We start from the raw sequence: 17,829 nt of genomic DNA, 5'->3' as shown, positions 1-17,829 counted from the left end.
GTGACCGGCGTCAAGAAACAGCACTTGTCAGGCACCCCCAACCGCCGGTCCGAGGACGGACACCCCCCGGCACGGCCCCGCCCCACCCACCCCCCCGCAGGCGCGACACGCACCCCCACCACCCCGCACAGGCGCCGCAGGCATCCACGCGCACCCCCACCCACCCCGCACAGGCGCCGCAGGCATCAACACACACCCCCACCACCCCCAGCCCCCACGAATCACCCCGAACCCACCCCCCTGTGGCGGACACCTCACCCCATAACGCCGCCCCCCGGAACCGATCCTGCCGGGGGGCGCGTCTAGGGGGGCGTGCAGCGTCAAGGCTCCATCGGCGGCAGCGCCGCGATCAGCAACCCGCTTCGTGTGACGGGCAGCGTCCTGCTGGTCGCCCATCTGGCATTCGTCGCCTGGCTCACGCTGCGCCCGCTCGACGTCCCCTGGGTGATGCCCGCCAACCTCCACCCCTTCGCCGGGATAAGGGCCGACCTGGCCCTGGGCTGGCAGGAGGCCGCCCGACGTATCGCCGAGGGCCTCGCGCTGCTCGCGCCGCTCGGCGTACTCATCCCCATGGCACACGGCAGAATCTGCGCGTCCCCCCTCGGCTCCCTGGTCCGCACGGTCACCGCCGCCGCCCTCATCTCCCTCGGCATCGAACTGCTGCAGACCGGCGTACCCGGCCAGGTCGTGGACATCGACTCCCTGCTCCTGAACACCGTCGGCGTGGCCCTGGCCCACGCGTCGATCGTGCCCGCCTCCCGCGCCTGGCTCCGCCGCAAGTCCCGGCGCGCGCACCGCTCGACGGTCCCTCAGGAGGAGCTGTCTCAGGGACGGACCCCGACGATTCCCAGGGTCGGGATAGCTCCGTAGAGTGACGTTTTGCCCGCTTCGTCGCCGTAGCGTGGATGTCAGTCGAGGCATCCACCTCCCACCGACGTCAAGCGAAGGAGCCGCACCATGACCGCGCTCGCCCGACCCACCCACGGCCGCATGATCGGCGGAGTGTGCGCCGCGCTGGCCCGGCGCTTCGGCACCTCCGCGACGACGATGCGGGTGATCTTCCTGGTCTCCTGCCTGCTCCCGGGCCCGCAGTTCCTGCTCTACGCAGCGCTGTGGATCCTGCTGCCCTCGGAGGACAAGGCGAAGGCCCGCACGGCCTGGTAGCCGCGCAGACGAGTGCGCCCCCGCCGTCGGCGGGGGCGCACCGGGCAGTGTGGTGTCACACGGCTCACGCGGCCGTGACCGCCTCCCGCCGCCGCAAGCGAGCCGCCCGTGTCCCGAACACCGTGATCGTCACGACCCCGGCCACCGCCAGCAGCCCGACCCCGACGGTCCCGGCCCAGCCGCCCGAGTGGAACGCCACCGCGCCCAGCATGCTGCCCGCGCTGGAACCGACGTAGTAGGCGGACTGGTACAGCGCCGACGCCTGGGCCCGCCCGTGCGTGGCGGTCCTGCTGACCGCCGAGGACGCCACGGCGTGGCCCGCGAAGAACCCACCGGTGATCAGGACCAGCCCGAGCAGCACCAGCGGCAGGGACCCCGCCAGGGACAGCAGCAGACCGGCCGCCGTGGTGGCGCCGGCGGCGTACAGCGCGCCGCGCCGCCCCAGCCGGCCCACGAGCCGTCCCGCCGTCGACGCCGACACCGTGCCGACCAGGTACACCAGGAAGATCGAGCCGACGACGCCCTGGGGCAGACCGAACGGCCCTTCCGTCAGCCGGTAGCCGATCACCGTGTACACGCCGCCGAACACCGTCATGAACAGCGCGCCGATGGCGTAGAGACGGCGCAGAAGCGGGTTGGAGAGATGACCCCGCACCGTCCGCACGAGCACCCGCGGCCGCAGCGACCCCGGCTTGAAGTGACGCGGTGCCGGGAGCAGCATCCGGAAGGCCACCGCGCAGGCCACCGCGAGCACGCCGACGACCCCGACGGCGACCCGCCAGCCCCACTCCTGCGCGACCCAGCCGGTGACGACCCGGCCGCTCATGCCGCCGACGCTGTTGCCCGCGACGAACAACCCGATCGCCGTGACCAGCGCCTTCGGCCGGACCTCCTCGGCGAGATAGGCGGTCGCCGACGCCGGCAGTCCCGCCAGCGCCGCGCCCTGGACCGCCCGCAGCGCGACCAGGACGGTGAGGTTCGGCGCGAAGGGGACCAGCAGTCCGACCGTCACGGCGACCGCCAGGGACGCCGTCATGACCGTACGGCGTCCGAACCGCTCCGACACGGCGCTCATCGGCAGCACAAACAGCGCCAGCCCGCCCGTGGCCGCCGCCACCGTCCAGCTCGCCGCGCTCGCCGTGACCCCCAACTCGCCGGAGATCAACGGCAGAAGGGCCTGCGTGGAGTAGAGCAGCGCGAAGGTCGCGACACCGGCGAGGAAGAGGGCGAGGCTCATCCGGCGGTAGCCGGGGCCGCCCGGGGCCATCCGGGAGTCGAGGAAGGGAACGGAGTGCGCGGCGCCCACGAGGGTGGACGCCCCGGTACTGGCGGGAGACATGCTTCGAAGCTACGTACGCCCCTACTCATCCGTCCAATGCATGGATTCGCCATAATCGTTCCCATGGTGCATCAACACAGCTCACAGCCTCGCCTGTCACCGTCCGGTGACACAGAAGACATGGCGGAGATGTCGAGACTGCTCGCGCCCCGCCTCGCGTACTTCGCCGGTGTCGCCCGCACCGAGCACGTCACCCGGGCCGCTCAGGAGATGCGGGTGCCCCAGTCCACGCTGTCGCGTGCCATGGTCCGCCTGGAGCAGGACCTCGGCGTCGACCTGTTCGCCCGCCACGGCCGTACGGTCTCCCTGACCCCCGCCGGCCGCACCTTCCTCGCTTCGGTCGAACGCGCCCTCACCGAGATCGGCCGCGCCGCCGACGAGGTCCGGGCCGACGCCGACCCGGCCACCGGGAAGGTCGCCTTCGGGTTCCTGCACACCATGGGCGCGGAGACGGTTCCCGAGCTCCTGCACGCCTTCCGCGCCGACCATCCCCGCATCCGCTTCAGCCTGGTCCAGAACTACGGCGAGGCGATGATCGAGCGTCTGCGGGCGGGCGAGCTGGACCTGTGCCTGACGTCCCCCGTGCCGGACGCTCCCGACCTGGTGGCCCGCCGCCTGGACGAGCAGAAACTCCGCCTGGTCGTGCCGGCCGACCACCGCCTCGCCGCCCGCAGACGCATCCGTCTGGTGGAAGCGGCCGACGAGACCTTCGTGACGCTGGAACCCGGCTACGGCCTGCGCCGTATCACCGACGACCTGTGCCGGGAGGCCGGATTCAGGCCGCGCGTCGCCTTCGAGGGCGAGGAGGCGGAAACACTGCGGGGCCTGGTCGCGGCGGGCCTGGGGGTGGCGCTCCTGCCTCCGCCGACCGTCCCGCGGCCGGGGGTGGTCGAACTGACGGTCACGGCCCCGAGGGCGGCCCGGGAGATCGGCGTGGCCTGGCTGGCGCACCGCCCGGACACGCCCCCGGTGGCGGCCTTCAAGAAGTTCCTGCTGTCCAGGAGGGGCAACCTGCTGCCGGCCTGACGAGTGGGGAACCACCGGACGATCCGCACCGCGGGCCCGACAGCCGACCCGACAGCCGCCCCGCCCCGGCTACCGGCGCAAGGACTTGCCGAATCCGGCGGCCAGCGGCATGCGCAGCCCCAGCGGCGGCGGAGCGGCGAACGCGTCCACGACCGGCCGCGAGAACGCCCGCCCGAACAGCACCCCCATGACGAAGTCCTCGGCCAGCGCGAGGACTTCGTCCCGATGCTGCTGCAACCCGTGCCGATCGGAGTGCACTTCGAACCGGCACACCTCCCGGTTCGCCTTCTTCGCCCGCGCCGCCAACCGGAACGACAACTCGGGATCGGTCCGCTCGTCGTTCGTGCCGTGCACGATCATCACGCGCCGCCCCCCGAGCTGCTTCACCGGTTCGGGCGACGCCGCCACATCCTCCTCGGGCAGCCAAGGGGCCATCGCCAGGACGGAGTTCACCGCTTCGTGTCCGCCCGCCTGGAGGGCCGCCCGCCCGCCCATGTCGACCCCGGCGAGGCAGACGGGAACGTCGCCGTAGCGCCGTACGACCTCGTCGGCGGCCCACAGCGCGTCGCTGCGGTGGTTCGCGTCGCTGCCGTTCCAGCCGCGGAACCGGTAGTGGACGACATGCGCGGCGAGCCCCTCCTCCCGCCCGGCCCGCGCCAGACGGCGCCCCAGTGTCCGCAGATACGAGGGCGCCAGCAAGATCGCCGGCTTGCGATGTGAGACCTCGTCACCGCCGGGAAGCAGGAGCACCACACCGCTCACCGCTGTCGGCTCCGGTCCGATCGCCTTGCCCAGTCGGGCTCTGCGAACCGGCGTCGCTTGCTGTGCCATGACAGAACAGTGTCAGAAGTGCGGGTGTACGCCACCCGTCCGTGGGGTCACTGTTACGTATCGACGGATTCGTAAAGCGCGGTGCGCGACCGGCGGCGGGCGAGCGGCGACCGTGCCGTCACCCAGCGATCTACGCGGGTAGGCCTTTAGAGTTCGAAAATGACGAGCGAGACTGCCCCGAAGGCACACACCCCGAGCTCGGACCAGATCCGCCGAGCGCCGAAGGTTCTGCTGCACGACCACCTCGACGGCGGGCTCCGCCCCGGCACGGTCATCGACCTCGCCCGCGCTTCCGGCTACTCCCAGCTCCCCGAGACCGACCCCGACAAGCTCGGCGTCTGGTTCCGCGAGGCCGCCGACTCCGGCTCGCTGGAGCGGTACCTGGAGACCTTCTCCCACACCGTCGGCGTGATGCAGACCCGTGACGCCCTCGTCCGGGTCGCGCGCGAGTGCGCCGAGGACCTCGCCGAGGACGGGGTGGTCTACGCCGAGGTGCGCTACGCACCCGAACAGCACCTCGAAGGCGGACTCCGCCTCGAAGAGGTCGTCGAGGCGGTCAACGAGGGCTTCCGGGAAGGCGAGCGGCTCGCCCGGGCGAACGGCCACCGCATCCGGGTCGGCGCCCTGCTGACCGCGATGCGGCACGCCGCCCGCTCCCTGGAGATCGCCGAACTCGCCAACCGCTACCGCGATCTCGGCGTCGTCGGTTTCGACATCGCGGGCGCCGAGGCCGGCCACCCGCCCACCCGGCATCTGGACGCCTTCGAGTACCTCAAGCGCGAGAACAACCACTTCACCATCCACGCCGGCGAGGCCTTCGGCCTGCCGTCGATCTGGCAGGCCCTGCAGTGGTGCGGCGCCGACCGGCTCGGGCACGGGGTGCGCATCATCGACGACATCCAGGTGCACGCCGACGGCTCGGTCAAGCTCGGCCGGCTCGCCTCGTACGTGAGGGACAAGCGCATCCCGCTGGAGCTGTGCCCCAGTTCCAACCTGCAGACCGGCGCCGCCGACTCCTACGCCGCCCACCCCATCGGCCTGCTGCGGCGGCTGCACTTCCGCGCCACCGTCAACACCGACAACCGCCTGATGTCCCACACCAGCATGAGCCGGGAATTCGAGCATCTTGTCGAGGCATTCGATTACACACTCGACGACATGCAGTGGTTCTCTGTCAATGCGATGAAATCATCGTTCATTCCTTTCGATGAACGACTCGCGATGATCAATGACGTGATCAAGCCCGGATATGCCGAACTCAAGTCCGAGTGGCTCTTCCAGCAGACCACGTCTACCAGCGACTCTGCAGCTGAACAGGACTGACCGGGGAGACCGCGCGTACACGGAGCGCAAACGGCATTCACAATCCGTCCTCATTTCGATGTTTGCGGCGGCAGCCGCGGCGTGTTTACGGTCGAGGACCGCTCAGAACCCCGTAACGAATTTCGAGGACGCATTTCATGAAGCAGTCTGCTGCCAAGACCCTCGGTGTCGCCGCTCTCGGTGCCGCCTTCGCCGCCGCGGGTGCCGGCGTCGCGAACGCCGCACCGGTCGGCCCGGAGGCCGCCGGCACGGCGCTGGACACCGTGACCAAGTCGATCCCCGCCGAGAACCTCTCCCAGGCGACGCCCGCCGCCACGGCGGGGCTGGCCCAGGGGCAGGAAGCGGTGACCACCGGCCTCGCCGCCGCGCAGCCGGCTGCCGAGCAGGCGGTCGCCGGAGGCCCGACCGGTCTGGTCGCCGGACTGCTCGGCGGCCTGCCGGTGCAGGGCGGCCTGCCCACCCAGGGCCTGCCGGTGAACGGCCTCCCGGTCGCCTGACCCGTCGTCGCACCCGGCCCGCGCCGCTGGGGCGCACCCTTCTGCGGGGGTGCGCCCCAGCGGCGTTCCGGGACCCTGTGCGCGGCGGCCGCAGCCGGCATCGGGACCCTTTGAGCTGCGCCTTCGCCCGCTCCGGGGGCCGTTGTCAGTGGGCTGCGGTAGCTTCCGAAGTGTGGGGCGCTACGAGGCGCCCCCGGGACAGGCCACAGGGGTGGGTGGACGATGAGCGACGGTACGGCGACGACGACGGACCTCGACGTCAGGCTGGAGAAACACCGCGTCGAACTGACCGGGTACTGCTACCGCATGCTCGGCTCGTCCTTCGAGGCGGAGGACGCGGTGCAGGACACGATGGTCCGCGCCTGGCGCAGCTACGACAAGTTCGAGGGGCGCTCCAGTCTCCGCTCGTGGCTGTACCGCATCGCGACGAACGTGTGCCTGGACATGCTGACCGCCGGCAACAAGCGGGCCAGACCCATGGACCTCACGGAGTCGACGCCGCTCGCCCACGCGGCGCTCTCGCCCCGCCCGGACAACACCTGGCTGGAGCCCATGCCGGACAACCGGGTGCTGCCCACGACCGACGACCCCGCCGAGGCGGCCGTCGCCAAGGAGTCGGTCCGGCTCGCCTTCATGGCCGCCCTTCAGCAGCTGCCGCCCAAGCAGCGGGCGGTGCTGATCCTGCGCGAGGTGCTGGCCTGGAAGGCGAGCGAGGTCGCCGAACTGCTCGGGACCACGGTCGCCTCGGTGAACAGCGCGTTGCAGCGGGCGCGCGCCACGCTCGCCGAGCAGCAGCAGCCGGGCGGCGACGCGGCCGTCTCCGACCCGCTGGACGACGAGCAGCAAAAGCTCCTCGACCGGTATGTCGCGGCGTTCGAGGGCTACGACATGACGGCGCTCACGGCCCTGCTGCACGAGGACGCCATCATGACGATGCCGCCGTTCGACCTGTGGCTGACGGGTGCGCGGGACATCACCGGCTTCATGACGACGCTCGGCGCCCCCTGCGCCGGCTCGCATCTGGTTCCGGTGCAGGTCAATGGGCTTCCGGGGTTCGCCCAGTACAAGCCGGACCCGGAGAAGGGCGGCTTCGCTCCCTGGGCGGTCCAGGTCCTGGAGATCTCAGACGGCCGGATCACCGGGTTCCACTGCTTCCTCGACACACAGCGTTGGTTCCCGCTGTTCGACCTCCCCCTCCACCTCGAAGCAGAGGCCGACGAGGTCGAGGAGGGCGTGTAGCGCGGGATCGGCGTCCCTGAGCCGGATGTGGCCTCCGGCTCGCCGCGCGGCCAGCTGAAGCCGCGCCAGCAGTTCCACGACGCCCAGCCCCGGCGGCCCCAGCCCGCCCACGTCACACACCAGGACCCCGGCCCCGGTGGCCTCCAGCAGCGCCCGCGCCCTCTCGCACAGCCCCGCCACCTCGTCCCGGGTGACGGGGCCGGCCAGCACGAGTACCGCGGGTGTCATGGCGTCCACGACCGGTAGACCGGGCAGGGGCACAGAACTCATCGGACGGCAGGCCCCTCGCCCGGTACCCGGTGTCCGTGCGCGGGATGTCCGCCGACCGGGATCACATTGACCCGCGACCCTCCTGCCCAGGAGGGTTTGCTGTATGCGCCACCTATCAGCACCTCCCCGGATCCACTGTGGTCTTCTCCCCGCCAGGGAGGTCCCGTGCAGGGGGTGTTGACCGGATTCGCGGTGATCGCGGTCGTCATCGGGGTGGGCTATGCGATCGGCCGGCGCGGCCACCTCGGTGTGCACGGCCGGGAAGTCCTCACCAAGCTGGCCTTCCACGTGGCCTCACCCGCGCTGCTCTTCACCACGCTCGCGCGGACCGACCTCTCGGTGATCTTCTCCAGCCGACTGCTGGTCACGGCGCTGAGCACGGCCGCGGCGGCCGGGGTGTTCGTCGCGGTGGGGGCCGTACGGCGCTGGGGCGTGGGCCGTACGACGATCGGCGCGCTGTGCTCCAGCTATGTCAACGCCGGCAACCTCGGCATCCCGATCGCGGTGTACGTGCTCGGAGACGCGTCGCTCGTGGCGCCGGTGCTGCTGTTCCAGCTGGTCGGGGTCACCCCGGTCGCCCTGACGATCCTCGACCTGTCCGGCGGGGGCGGGAAGGGCCCGCTGTGGCACCGGCTGCTCACCCCGCTGCGCAACCCGATCGCGGTCGGCTCCCTGGCGGGCGTGGCGGTGTCGGCGACGGGCCTGAGGGTCCCGGCTCCGGTCCTCGACCCGCTGACCCTGATCGGCGGCATGTCGGTCCCGGCGGTCCTGCTGGCCTTCGGTATCTCCCTGTGCGGCAGCACGATGCCCGGCCGCGGCCCGGACCGCCATCCGGTCCTGCTGTCGGTCGCGCTGAAGTCGCTGGGCCAGCCGGCGGCGGCCTGGGCGCTCGCGGCGGGGGTCTTCGGCCTGCGGGGCGCTTCGCTGCTGGACGTGGTGGTGACGTCGGCCCTGCCTGCCGCGCAGAACCTGTTCACGTACGCGTCGAGTTACGGGGTGGGTGAGCGGCTGGCGCGCGACTCGATCCTGCTGTCGACGGTGCTGTCGGTGCCGGTGCTGGTGGTGGTGGCGGCACTGCTGGGCTGACGGCCAGTCAGTCGACCGGGAACTCGCCGGTGTCGACCGTCACGTCGAAGGGCTCCGGCAGCCTGATGGGGTCACCGAACTTCACGGCGCTCAGGACACGGTAGACGTCCCCCTTCGGCTCACCGAAGAGCGTGGCGGTGGGCCCTCCGGGGGCCCAGCGGTCGATCAGCAGGTAGAGCGGAATCCCGGCGGTGGCGTAGGCGGCGGGCTTGCTGACGCGGTCGTGGTGGGCGTTGGACTCGGAGGTCACCTCGACGACGAGTTCGGCGAGGACGGCCGGGATGTGGGAGTCCGCCTCCGCGCATTCCCGCACGGGAGCCACGAGCAGGTCGGGGATGAGCATGCCCAGACGGGACGGTACGGCGATCGCCAGTGTCTGGAAGATCTCCCAGTCCTCGGGGATCACGGAGTAGAGGCGACGCTGAATACGGGCCGCGATCACGTTGTGGCGGGACGCGGGAGCAGGTGACACGGTGATGATCCCCTCGATGATCTCCACCTTGCTGCCCTCGGGCCATTCCATCTCCTCCCAGAACCGGACGAGCTCGTCCCAGTTCTGGTCGGGGTCCTCGCTCACGGTGAGTGCCCTCATGGCGTCTCCTATCGGTGCTTCACCGATCCCAGCATGCCGAACGGGACCGGCGGGGGGCCACCGATCCCGTTCACCCGATAGGGAAACCGCCTGGTCAGGCGATACGTTCCAGCACCACCGGCGACGCCGTGAAGTCCGTCCCCGCCGCCGCGATGTCGTACGAGCCCTCCACCGACTGGAGCGCGTACTCGAAGCGCTCGGGGGTGTCCGTGTGCAGGGTCAGCAGGGGCTGGCCCTCGGTCACCGTGTCGCCCGGCTTGGCGTGCAGCTCGACGCCCGCGCCGGCCTGCACCGGGTCCTCCTTGCGGGCCCGGCCCGCGCCCAGACGCCAGGCGGCGACGCCGATGTCGTAGGCGTCGAGGCGGGTCAGGACACCGGAGGACGCGGCCTTGATCACGTGCTGTTCGCGGGCCACCGGCAGCTCGGCGTCCGGGTCGCCGCCCTGGGCCGCGATCATGCGGCGCCAGACGTCCATCGCGGAGCCGTCGGCCAGGGCCTTGGCCGGGTCGGCGTCACGGACACCCGCCGCTTCCAGCATTTCCCGGGCCAGGGCGACCGTCAGCTCCACGACGTCCGCGGGGCCGCCGCCCGCCAGGACCTCCACCGACTCACGGACTTCGAGGGCGTTGCCCGCGGTGAGGCCGAGCGGGGTCGACATGTCCGTCAGCAGGGCCACCGTCTTCACACCGTGGTCCGTGCCGAGGCCCACCATGGTGGACGCCAGCTCCCGCGCGTCCTCGATGGTCTTCATGAAGGCGCCGGTGCCGACCTTGACGTCCAGGACGAGGGAGCCGGTGCCCTCGGCGATCTTCTTGGACATGATCGACGAGGCGATCAGCGGGATGGCCTCGACCGTGCCCGTGACGTCCCGCAGGGCGTACAGCTTCTTGTCGGCGGGGGCCAGTCCGTCGCCCGCCGCGCAGATCACCGCGCCCGTGGTGTCCAGGACGTTCAGCATCTCCTCGTTCGACAGCAGCGCGCGCCAGCCGGGGATGGACTCCAGCTTGTCGAGCGTGCCGCCGGTGTGGCCGAGGCCCCGGCCCGACAGCTGCGGGACGGCGGCGCCGCAGGCCGCGACGAGCGGGGCCAGCGGGAGGGTGATCTTGTCGCCGACGCCGCCCGTGGAGTGCTTGTCCGCGGTCGGGCGGGACAGGGACGAGAAGTCCATGCGCTCGCCCGAGGCGATCATCGCGGCCGTCCAGCGGGCGATCTCGCGGCGGTTCATGCCGTTCAGCAGGATCGCCATGGCGAGCGCGGACATCTGCTCGTCGGCGACCTCCCCGCGGGTGTAGGCGTCGATGACCCAGTCGATCTGCGCGTCACTGAGCTCGCCGCGGTCCCGCTTGGTGCGGATGACAGAGATTGCGTCCATGGCCATGGCTTTCCTTCCGGCCGTACGTTCGAAAAACTACGGCCCTTCTGAGCGGCTCGCTCGATGGAGCGCTCAGAAGGGCCGCACGGGAGTTACTTGTCGAGGTGTCCCCGCCCGAAGGCCTGGGGCAGCATCCGCGACAGCGGCAGGATCCCCTCGGGTGTCTCCAGCAGCAGGTCCGGGCCGCCGAACTCGTGCAGCAGCTGACGGCAGCGGCCGCACGGGACCAGGATGTCGCCGTCGCCGTCGACGCAGGTGAAGTGCGTCAGCCGACCGCCGCCCGTGTTCTGCAGCTCCGAGACCAGCCCGCACTCGGCGCACAAGCCGAGGCCGTAGGAGGCGTTCTCGACGTTGCAGCCGGTGATCGTACGGCCGTCGTCGACCAGGGCCGCGACGCCGACCGGGTAGCCGGAGTACGGGGCGTAGGCGCGGGACATGGCGTCCCGGGCCGCCGCGCGCAGCTTGTCCCAGTCGATGTCGTGGGCGGGGGGCGGGGTCACTTGCCCTGCCCCTTCCGGTACGGCAGTCCGTCCGCCTTCGGCATCCGCAGGCGCTGCGCGGACAGCGTGAGGACGACGAGGGTGATGACGTACGGGGTGGCGGAGACGACCTGGTTGGGGACCTCGTCGGTGGTGATGTACCAGGTGAACACCAGGGCGCCGACCACCGCGGTGATCATCGACGGGGCGTACTTCTTGCGGATCACCAGCCAGACGGCACCGATGATCAGCAGCAGGGCGCCGAGCAGCAGCAGCGCGTGGACGTTCTCCGAGCCGCCGCGCAGGTTGAGGCTGTCGGTGTACCCGAACAGGCCGGCGCCGAGGGCGAGGCCGCCCGGCATCCAGTTGCCGAAGATCATCGCCGCGAGGCCGATGAAGCCGCGGCCGCTGACCTGGCCCTCCAGGTAGAAGGGGTTGGCCACGATGGACAGGAAGACGCCGCCGAGGCCGGCCAGTCCGCCGGAGATGACCACGGCGATGTACTTGTACTTGTAGACGTTCACGCCGAGGGACTCGGCCGCGACCGGGTTCTCACCGCAGGAGCGCAGGCGCAGACCGAAGGCGGTGCGCCACAGGATCCACCAGGTCGCGGGGATCAGCGCCACGGCGACGAGGGTCAGCCAGGAGACGTTGGTGACCAGACCGCCGAGCAGGCCGGCGATGTCGGAGATGAAGAACCAGCCCTGGTTGTTGAGGTCCCGCAGCGCGTCGGACAGGCCGGGCACGGTGAAGTTGCCGAGGGACTCGACCGCCGGGGACTGCTTGGCGGAGCCGCCCGCGTGGCCCTCGAAGGCGAGGGGCGCGAGGTAGCGGGTGGCGCCGAGGGCGAGGATGTTGATGGCCACACCGGAGACGATGTGGTTGACGTTGAAGGTGACGGTGACGAAGGCGTGCAGCAGGCCGCCGATCGCGCCGCCGAGGACGCCGACGAGGACGCCGGTCCACGGGCCCCACTGGAATCCGGCCCAGGCACCGAACCAGGTGCCGAGGATCATCATGCCTTCGAGGCCGATGTTGACGACGCCCGCGCGCTCGGCCCACAGGCCGCCGAGACCGGCGAGGCCGATCGGCACGGCGAGCTGGAGCGCGGTGGACATCTGGCTGACGTTGGTGATGCCGTCGGCGCCGGTGATGATGCGGACGATCGAGGTCAGCGCCAGGGCTCCGGCGATGACCAGCAGCAGGACGGGCCACGACAGGCGACGGCCGGTGGGGGCCGCGGGCTGCAGCGTGGGCTGGTTGACGTCGACCGCTGAAGTCTGCGGGGTGGTCATCGGCCCGCCACCTCCTTCGTGGTGTTGTTGTCGGCGCCGAGGACGTGACCGGCGGCCAGTTCGGCGCCCACGCGGCGCTGCTGGCGGCGCAGGCCCCACTCGCGGACGGCCTCGTAGGAGACGACGACCGAGAGCACGATCAGGCCCTGCATGATGACCGCGATCTCCTTGTCGTAGTCGTGGAAGTCCAGCTCGGGCGAGGCCTTGTCGAGCCAGGCCCACAGCAGGGCGGCGAACGCGATGCCGACCGGGCTGTTGCGGCCGAGCAGGGCGATGCCGATGCCGAGGAAGCCGATGCCGGTGGGGAAGTTCAGGCTGTAGGTGTGGGTGTCGCCGAGCAGGATCGGCAGGCCGGCGAGGCCCGCGATGCCGCCGGAGAGCAGCATGGCGGTGAGCACCATGCGCTTGGGGTCGACACCGCTGGCCGCGGCGGCGGTCTCCGAGGCGCCGGAGGCGCGCAGGTCGAAGCCGAAGCGTGTGCGGCTGAGCACGATCCAGTAGGCGATGCCGAGCAGGACGGCGAGGAAGACCAGGCCGTAGATCTCGCCGGCGTCGCCCATGTCGATGCCGGGCACCCAGCCGGACTCGTACATCTCGCCGGTGGTGTTGTTGTTGCCGACCTTGACGCCGAAGACGCTCGGCAGCCACAGGTAGGCGATCACCGAGGTGGCGATGGCGTTGAGCATGATCGTCGCGACGACCTCGCTGACGCCGCGGGTGACCTTCAGGACACCGGCGATGCCGGACCAGAACGCGCCGGTGCACACCGCGGTGAGCAGCAGCAGCGGGATCTGCAGGGCGGTCGGCAGGTTCGCATGGGCGCCGACGATGGCGGCCATCATGGCGGCGAGCTGGTACTGGCCGTCGACACCGATGTTGAACAGGTTCATCCGGAAGCCGATGGCCACCGCGAGGGCGGCGATGTAGTACATCGAGGCCTGGTTGATGATCAGGACCTGGATGTCGGAGAACGAGGCCTGCTCGAACATCAGGGTGTACGGCTCGACCGGGCTCTTGCCCGAGGCGATCAGCACGATCGCGCTGAGCACGAAGGCCACGGCGAGCGCGATGACCGGTCCGGCCACGGCGAGGAGCACGCGCTCCTTGTCGAACTTCTTCATCAGCGGGCCTCGTCTTCACCGGACTCGGGAGACTTGCGAAGGTCGGGAGTCTCGGGGGTCGTCTCTTCGTGCTCCAGGTGCCCGGTGGCGGCACCCGTCATGGCCGAGCCCAGCTCCTCCGGGGTGATGGTGGCGGGGTCGGCGTCCGCGACCAGCTTGCCGTTGTAGATCACGCGGAGGGTGTCGGACAGGCCGATCAGCTCGTCCAGGTCGGCGGAGATCAGCAGTACGGCCAGGCCCTCGCGGCGGGCCTCACGGATGTGGTCCCAGATCGCGGCCTGCGCGCCGACGTCCACACCGCGGGTGGGGTGGGCGGCGATCAGGAAGCGCGGCTTGTGGCTCATCTCGCGGCCGACGATCAGCTTCTGCTGGTTGCCGCCGGACAGGGAGGCGGCGGTGACGTCGATGCCGGGGGTACGGACGTCGTACGCCTCGACGATGCGGCGCGTGTCCTCCTGCGCGGCCTTCGGGTCCAGCCACACGCCCTTGGCGTTGGGCTTCTCGGTGACGTGGCCGAGGATGCGGTTCTCCCAGAGGGGGGCCTCCAGGAGCAGGCCGTGGCGGTGGCGGTCCTCGGGGATGTAGCCGATGCCCTGCTCGCGGCGCTTGCGGGTGGGCCAGGCGGTGATCTCCTCGTCGATCAGCGTGATCGTGCCGGAGTCGGCCGCCTTGAGGCCGATGAGCGCGTCGACCAGTTCGGTCTGGCCGTTACCCTCGACGCCGGCGATGCCCAGGACCTCGCCCGCGTGGATGGTGAAGGTGATGTCGTCCAGCAGGGCCTTGCCGCCGGCCGTCTCCAGGCGCAGCTTGTCCACCGCGATGACGGGACGGTCGGTGACCGTCGACTCGGCGGTCTCCGGGGTGGGCAGTTCGCTGCCGACCATCATCTCGGCGAGCTGGCGCGGGGTGGTCTCGGCGGGCACGGCCGTACCGACCGTCGTACCGCGGCGGATGACGGTGATCTCGTCGGCGACGGAGAGGACCTCGCCCAGCTTGTGGGAGATGAAGATGACCGACAGGCCCTCGGCCTTCAGCTCGCGCAGGTTGTCGAAGAGCGCGTCGACCTCCTGCGGGACGAGCACGGCGGTCGGCTCGTCGAGGATCAGCGTGGTGGCGCCGCGGTAGAGGACCTTGAGGATCTCCACGCGCTGGCGGGCGGCGACGCCGAGTTCCTCGACCAGGAGGTCGGGCTTGACGCCGAGGCCGTAGCGCTCGGAGATCTCCTTGATCTTCTTGCGGGCCTTGGCGCCGATGCCGTACAGCTTCTCGCTGCCCAGCACCACGTTCTCGAGGACGGTGAGGTTGTCCGCGAGCATGAAGTGCTGGTGGACCATGCCGATGCCGCGCACGATGGCGTCGGCCGGCGACGAGAAGGTGACCTTCTCGCCGTCGATCGCGATGGTGCCCTCGTCCGGCTTCTGCATGCCGTAGAGGATCTTCATCAGCGTCGACTTGCCGGCGCCGTTCTCGCCGACGAGGGCGTGGACGGTGCCCTTGCGGACGGTGAGGTGGATGTCGTGGTTGGCCACGACGCCCGGGAAACGCTTGGTGATCCCGGCGAGCTCGACGGCGGTCACCTGACCGTTGACCGCCGCGTCGGCCGGAGGGCTGCTGGACGCGTTGATGGCGCACTCTCCTGGGGACGGGGGTCGTCTACGCGCGTAGCGCCCCTATGGCCTGAAAGGGGGCCGACGCACCGCGACAACGGGGTACGGGCGAACACCCCCCGTACCCCGTCTCGCGGACGTAACCCCTCGGTTACCGCTGCTCAGGGTGTAGCTTCACTCAGCTGGTCTTGACCTTGATCTCGCCGCTGATGATCTTCTCCTTGGCCGTCTTGATGGCTTCCTGGACCTCGGCGTCGTCCGCGAACTTCGGGTTGGAGTTCGACAGGCCCACCTCGCCGGACTTCAGATCGCCACGAACGATACCGGTCTCGGGCTTACCGTCCTTGACCGACTTCGCCAGGTTGTAGACCGCCTTGGCGACATCCTTCATCGCCGAGGTCAGGATGGAGTCCTTGTACTTGGCGAGGGCTTCCTGCTGGTACTGGTCGGAGTCGACACCGATGGCCCACACCTTGTTGGCGGCGGCGGCCTCGATGACACCCTGGCCCGACAGACCGGCGGCCGCGTAGACGACGTCGGCCTTCTTCTCGATCTGGCCCTCGGCGGCGGACTTGCCCTTGTCGGGGCTGGAGAAGCCACCCTCCTCCGCGGTCTGCGTGAGGTACTGGGAGAGGACCTTGACCTTCGGGTTCGTGTCCTTGACGCCCTGCTCGAAGCCCGCCTGGAACTTGTGGATCAGCGGGATGTCCACGCCGCCCACGAAGCCGACCGTGTTCGTCTTGGTGCTCTTGGCGGCGGCGACACCGGCCAGGTACGAGGCCTCCTCCTCGGAGAAGACCAGGTCGGCGACGTTCTTCGCCTCGACCGTGGAGTCGTCCACGATGCCGAAGGTGGTGTTCGGGAACTTCTCCGAAGCGCCCTTGACGGCGGCGGCGTAGGCGTAGCCGACACCGATGACCGGGTTGTAGCCCTTCTTGGCCAGCGACACCAGTCGCTGCTCCTTGTCGGCGTCCGTCTCGCCCTCGGTCGGCTCGACGTCGTCGGTCTGGTAGCCGAATTCCTTCTTCGCCTTCTCCAGGCCCGCGAACGCGGCGTCGTTGAAGGACTGGTCGCCCTTGCCGCCGACGTCGTACGCGATGGCGAGACCCTTGTCGCCCTTCGACTCCGACGACGAGGCGGAGGTGGAGGTGCCGCCGCAGGCGGAGAGCGCGAGGGCCAGGGAGGCGGTCGCTGCGCCTGCGACCGTGATCCGGGAAATCCGGCGCATGTTGTGTGACTCCTGTCGTACAAGCGCCGGACGGTACAGCTCGGTACAGCTTCACAGCAACGGCGCTGGCTTTCGCCGCAGAGTAACGCGCGTAGACCTGCCAGGAAACCCCTTCTGTCCACCTTGTTATGCGCCCGTGGCCAACTCCACTCGCGGCCTTGACCAAGGGCTTGCCGAAAGCAAAGGGAGGGTGGCGCTGGGTGACGCGAGCGAGGCCGGAACGGCGAAACGGACGGGCGGGCACCCTCTCGGATGCCCGCCCGTCCGTACAGAGGTGTACGACCGCTGCTACTCGGTCTTGACCTTGATGGAACCGTCGATGATGCCTTCCTTGGCCTTGGCCACGGCGTCCGTGAGACCCGAGATCTTCGTGAACTCCGGGTTGGACTCGGACAGGCCGACGCCGTTGACCTTCAGGTCGAAGGTCTGGATGCCGGTCAGCGGCTTGCCGTCGTGGACGGACTTGGCCAGCGTGTAGACCGCGCCGCCGACGTCCTTGAGGGCGGAGGTCAGGATGTAGTTCTTGTACGCCGCCAGGGCTTCCTGCTTGTACTGGTCCGAGTCGACGCCGATCGCCCAGACCTTGGCCTTGGCGGCGGCCTCGATGACGCCCTGGCCGGACAGGCCGGCCGCCTGGTAGACGACGTCGGCCTTCTTCTCGATCTGGCCCTCGGCGGCGGCCTTGCCCTTGTCGGGGCTGGAGAAGCCGCCCTCCTCCGCGGTCTGGGTCAGGTACTGCGAGACGACCTTGACCTTGCCGCCGCTGGTGTCCTGGACGCCCTGCTTGTAGCCGGCCTCGAACTTGTGGATCAGCGGGATGTCCACGCCGCCCACGAAGCCGACCGTGTTCGTCTTGGTGGCCTTGGCCGCGGCGACGCCGGCCAGGTACGAGGCCTGCTCCTCAGCGAAGACGAGGGAGGCGACGTTGTCGCCCTCGACCACGGAGTCGACGATGCCGAAGGTGGTCTTCGGGTACTTCTTGGCCACGGCCTCCATCGCGGGGGCGTAGGCGAAGCCGACACCGATCACCGGGTTGTAGCCCTGCCGGGCCAGCGAGGACAGACGCTGCTCCTTGTCGGCGTCCGTCTCGCCCTCGGTCGGCTCGACGTCGTCGGTCTGGTAACCGAACTCCTTCTTCGCCTTCTCCAGGCCCGCGAACGCCGCGTCGTTGAAGGACTGGTCGCCCTTGCCGCCGATGTCGTACGCGATGGCGACGCCCTTCTTGTCGCCGCCGTCGCCGCCGTCGCTGCCGCCGCCGTTGTCACTGCTGGTACCACCACACGCCGTGGCGGCGAGGGCGATCGACGCGACCCCCACCGCGACACGGGTCAGTTTGGATGTCCGACGCATCGTGAAGTCC

General features: G+C 70.2%; 18 protein-coding genes. 7 read left to right on the top strand and 11 right to left on the bottom strand.

Features of this window, described 5'->3' with window-relative positions:
• The first annotated feature begins 312 nt into the window (after positions 1 to 312).
• Together ACWCPI_RS07555 and ACWCPI_RS07550 are read left to right on the top strand one after the other, a co-directional pair.
• Entirely contained in the window at positions 313 to 870 is a 558-nt protein-coding gene (locus ACWCPI_RS07555) for a VanZ family protein (protein ID WP_451037195.1), read from the top strand.
• Positions 871 to 957: 87 nt separating this feature from the next.
• Positions 958 to 1,164 carry a PspC domain-containing protein gene (locus tag ACWCPI_RS07550; RefSeq protein WP_388809121.1) on the top strand — a complete coding sequence of 69 codons (207 nt, stop codon included), beginning with the start codon at positions 958 to 960 and terminating at the stop codon, positions 1,162 to 1,164.
• Between the two features lie 64 nt (positions 1,165 to 1,228).
• On the opposite strand, the gene ACWCPI_RS07545 is transcribed toward ACWCPI_RS07550, so the two are convergent.
• Positions 1,229 to 2,503, bottom strand: a complete 1,275-nt coding sequence (locus ACWCPI_RS07545) for an MFS transporter (protein ID WP_451037194.1) — start codon at positions 2,501 to 2,503, stop codon at positions 1,229 to 1,231.
• Between the two features lie 63 nt (positions 2,504 to 2,566).
• Here ACWCPI_RS07545 and ACWCPI_RS07540 point away from each other — a divergent pair, with 63 nt between their 5' ends.
• On the top strand, positions 2,567 to 3,529 hold the full coding sequence (locus ACWCPI_RS07540; protein WP_451037193.1) for a LysR family transcriptional regulator: 963 nt from the start codon (positions 2,567 to 2,569) through the stop codon (positions 3,527 to 3,529).
• A 69-nt stretch (positions 3,530 to 3,598) separates the two neighbouring features.
• On the opposite strand, the gene ACWCPI_RS07535 is transcribed toward ACWCPI_RS07540, so the two are convergent.
• Positions 3,599 to 4,360, bottom strand: a complete 762-nt coding sequence (locus ACWCPI_RS07535) for an alpha/beta hydrolase (protein WP_451037192.1) — start codon at positions 4,358 to 4,360, stop codon at positions 3,599 to 3,601.
• A 159-nt stretch (positions 4,361 to 4,519) separates the two neighbouring features.
• Between ACWCPI_RS07535 and ACWCPI_RS07530 the strand changes: the two genes are divergently transcribed.
• The 3 genes from ACWCPI_RS07530 to ACWCPI_RS07520 all read left to right on the top strand — a co-directional run bounded on the left by ACWCPI_RS07530 (position 4,520) and on the right by ACWCPI_RS07520 (position 7,419).
• On the top strand, positions 4,520 to 5,683 hold the full coding sequence (locus ACWCPI_RS07530; RefSeq protein ID WP_451037191.1) for an adenosine deaminase: 1,164 nt from the start codon (positions 4,520 to 4,522) through the stop codon (positions 5,681 to 5,683).
• A gap of 137 nt (positions 5,684 to 5,820) precedes the next feature.
• Positions 5,821 to 6,180: an ATP-binding protein gene (locus ACWCPI_RS07525; RefSeq protein ID WP_451037190.1), complete on the top strand. Its 360-nt coding sequence runs from the start codon at positions 5,821 to 5,823 to the stop codon at positions 6,178 to 6,180.
• Positions 6,181 to 6,402: 222 nt separating this feature from the next.
• The gene (locus ACWCPI_RS07520) at positions 6,403 to 7,419 is read left to right on the top strand and encodes a sigma-70 family RNA polymerase sigma factor (RefSeq protein WP_451037189.1); all 1,017 of its coding nucleotides are present in this window, start codon (positions 6,403 to 6,405) and stop codon (positions 7,417 to 7,419) included.
• Here the strand turns inward: ACWCPI_RS07520 and ACWCPI_RS07515 are convergent.
• Entirely contained in the window at positions 7,303 to 7,689 is a 387-nt protein-coding gene (locus tag ACWCPI_RS07515; RefSeq protein ID WP_451037188.1) for an STAS domain-containing protein, read from the bottom strand. The genes ACWCPI_RS07520 and ACWCPI_RS07515 overlap by 117 nt on opposite strands.
• Positions 7,690 to 7,854: 165 nt before the next feature.
• On the opposite strand from ACWCPI_RS07515, the gene ACWCPI_RS07510 reads away from it, so the two are divergent.
• Positions 7,855 to 8,775, top strand: a complete 921-nt coding sequence (locus tag ACWCPI_RS07510; RefSeq protein WP_451037187.1) for an AEC family transporter — start codon at positions 7,855 to 7,857, stop codon at positions 8,773 to 8,775.
• Positions 8,776 to 8,782: 7 nt separating this feature from the next.
• On the opposite strand, the gene ACWCPI_RS07505 is transcribed toward ACWCPI_RS07510, so the two are convergent.
• The 8 genes from ACWCPI_RS07505 to ACWCPI_RS07470 all read right to left on the bottom strand — a co-directional run bounded on the left by ACWCPI_RS07505 (position 8,783) and on the right by ACWCPI_RS07470 (position 17,819).
• On the bottom strand, positions 8,783 to 9,367 hold the full coding sequence (locus ACWCPI_RS07505; protein ID WP_451037186.1) for a Uma2 family endonuclease: 585 nt from the start codon (positions 9,365 to 9,367) through the stop codon (positions 8,783 to 8,785).
• 94 nt (positions 9,368 to 9,461) lie between these two features.
• Positions 9,462 to 10,739 (bottom strand): thymidine phosphorylase, encoded by a 1,278-nt coding sequence (locus ACWCPI_RS07500; protein ID WP_451037185.1) that lies wholly within the window; start codon positions 10,737 to 10,739, stop codon positions 9,462 to 9,464.
• Positions 10,740 to 10,831: 92 nt separating this feature from the next.
• The gene (locus tag ACWCPI_RS07495) at positions 10,832 to 11,239 is read right to left on the bottom strand and encodes a cytidine deaminase (RefSeq protein WP_451037184.1); all 408 of its coding nucleotides are present in this window, start codon (positions 11,237 to 11,239) and stop codon (positions 10,832 to 10,834) included.
• Positions 11,236 to 12,513: an ABC transporter permease gene (locus ACWCPI_RS07490; protein WP_451037183.1), complete on the bottom strand. Its 1,278-nt coding sequence runs from the start codon at positions 12,511 to 12,513 to the stop codon at positions 11,236 to 11,238. The genes ACWCPI_RS07495 and ACWCPI_RS07490 overlap by 4 nt, the downstream gene beginning before the upstream one ends.
• Positions 12,510 to 13,634, bottom strand: a complete 1,125-nt coding sequence (locus tag ACWCPI_RS07485) for an ABC transporter permease (RefSeq protein ID WP_451037182.1) — start codon at positions 13,632 to 13,634, stop codon at positions 12,510 to 12,512. Before ACWCPI_RS07485 ends, ACWCPI_RS07490 begins: the two co-directional genes overlap by 4 nt.
• Positions 13,634 to 15,211: an ABC transporter ATP-binding protein gene (locus ACWCPI_RS07480; RefSeq protein WP_451037181.1), complete on the bottom strand. Its 1,578-nt coding sequence runs from the start codon at positions 15,209 to 15,211 to the stop codon at positions 13,634 to 13,636. The genes ACWCPI_RS07485 and ACWCPI_RS07480 overlap by 1 nt, the downstream gene beginning before the upstream one ends.
• A 208-nt stretch (positions 15,212 to 15,419) precedes the next feature.
• On the bottom strand, positions 15,420 to 16,469 hold the full coding sequence (locus tag ACWCPI_RS07475) for a BMP family lipoprotein (protein ID WP_451037180.1): 1,050 nt from the start codon (positions 16,467 to 16,469) through the stop codon (positions 15,420 to 15,422).
• A 288-nt stretch (positions 16,470 to 16,757) separates the two neighbouring features.
• A complete protein-coding gene (locus ACWCPI_RS07470; RefSeq protein ID WP_451037179.1) occupies positions 16,758 to 17,819 on the bottom strand; it encodes a BMP family lipoprotein in 1,062 nt (353 codons plus the stop codon).
• Between the last annotated feature and the right edge of the window lie 10 nt (positions 17,820 to 17,829).

It is taken from the genome of Streptomyces sp. NPDC001920, assembly GCF_053594495.1.
Note: the sequence above shows the minus strand (reverse complement) of the source record. Positions and strands in the feature narration are given on the sequence as shown.

Coding starts and splice junctions, on each gene's coding strand:
- ACWCPI_RS07490 (WP_451037183.1), bottom strand. CDS start 12,513: ATGACCACCCCGCAGACTTCAGCGGTCGACGTCAACCAGCCCACGCTG.
- ACWCPI_RS07550 (WP_388809121.1), top strand. CDS start 958: ATGACCGCGCTCGCCCGACCCACCCACGGCCGCATGATCGGCGGAGTG.
- ACWCPI_RS07525 (WP_451037190.1), top strand. CDS start 5,821: ATGAAGCAGTCTGCTGCCAAGACCCTCGGTGTCGCCGCTCTCGGTGCC.
- ACWCPI_RS07545 (WP_451037194.1), bottom strand. CDS start 2,503: ATGTCTCCCGCCAGTACCGGGGCGTCCACCCTCGTGGGCGCCGCGCAC.
- ACWCPI_RS07470 (WP_451037179.1), bottom strand. CDS start 17,819: ATGCGTCGGACATCCAAACTGACCCGTGTCGCGGTGGGGGTCGCGTCG.
- ACWCPI_RS07515 (WP_451037188.1), bottom strand. CDS start 7,689: ATGAGTTCTGTGCCCCTGCCCGGTCTACCGGTCGTGGACGCCATGACA.
- ACWCPI_RS07485 (WP_451037182.1), bottom strand. CDS start 13,634: ATGAAGAAGTTCGACAAGGAGCGCGTGCTCCTCGCCGTGGCCGGACCG.
- ACWCPI_RS07505 (WP_451037186.1), bottom strand. CDS start 9,367: ATGAGGGCACTCACCGTGAGCGAGGACCCCGACCAGAACTGGGACGAG.
- ACWCPI_RS07520 (WP_451037189.1), top strand. CDS start 6,403: ATGAGCGACGGTACGGCGACGACGACGGACCTCGACGTCAGGCTGGAG.
- ACWCPI_RS07530 (WP_451037191.1), top strand. CDS start 4,520: ATGACGAGCGAGACTGCCCCGAAGGCACACACCCCGAGCTCGGACCAG.
- ACWCPI_RS07500 (WP_451037185.1), bottom strand. CDS start 10,739: ATGGACGCAATCTCTGTCATCCGCACCAAGCGGGACCGCGGCGAGCTC.
- ACWCPI_RS07475 (WP_451037180.1), bottom strand. CDS start 16,469: ATGCGCCGGATTTCCCGGATCACGGTCGCAGGCGCAGCGACCGCCTCC.
- ACWCPI_RS07535 (WP_451037192.1), bottom strand. CDS start 4,360: ATGGCACAGCAAGCGACGCCGGTTCGCAGAGCCCGACTGGGCAAGGCG.
- ACWCPI_RS07540 (WP_451037193.1), top strand. CDS start 2,567: ATGGTGCATCAACACAGCTCACAGCCTCGCCTGTCACCGTCCGGTGAC.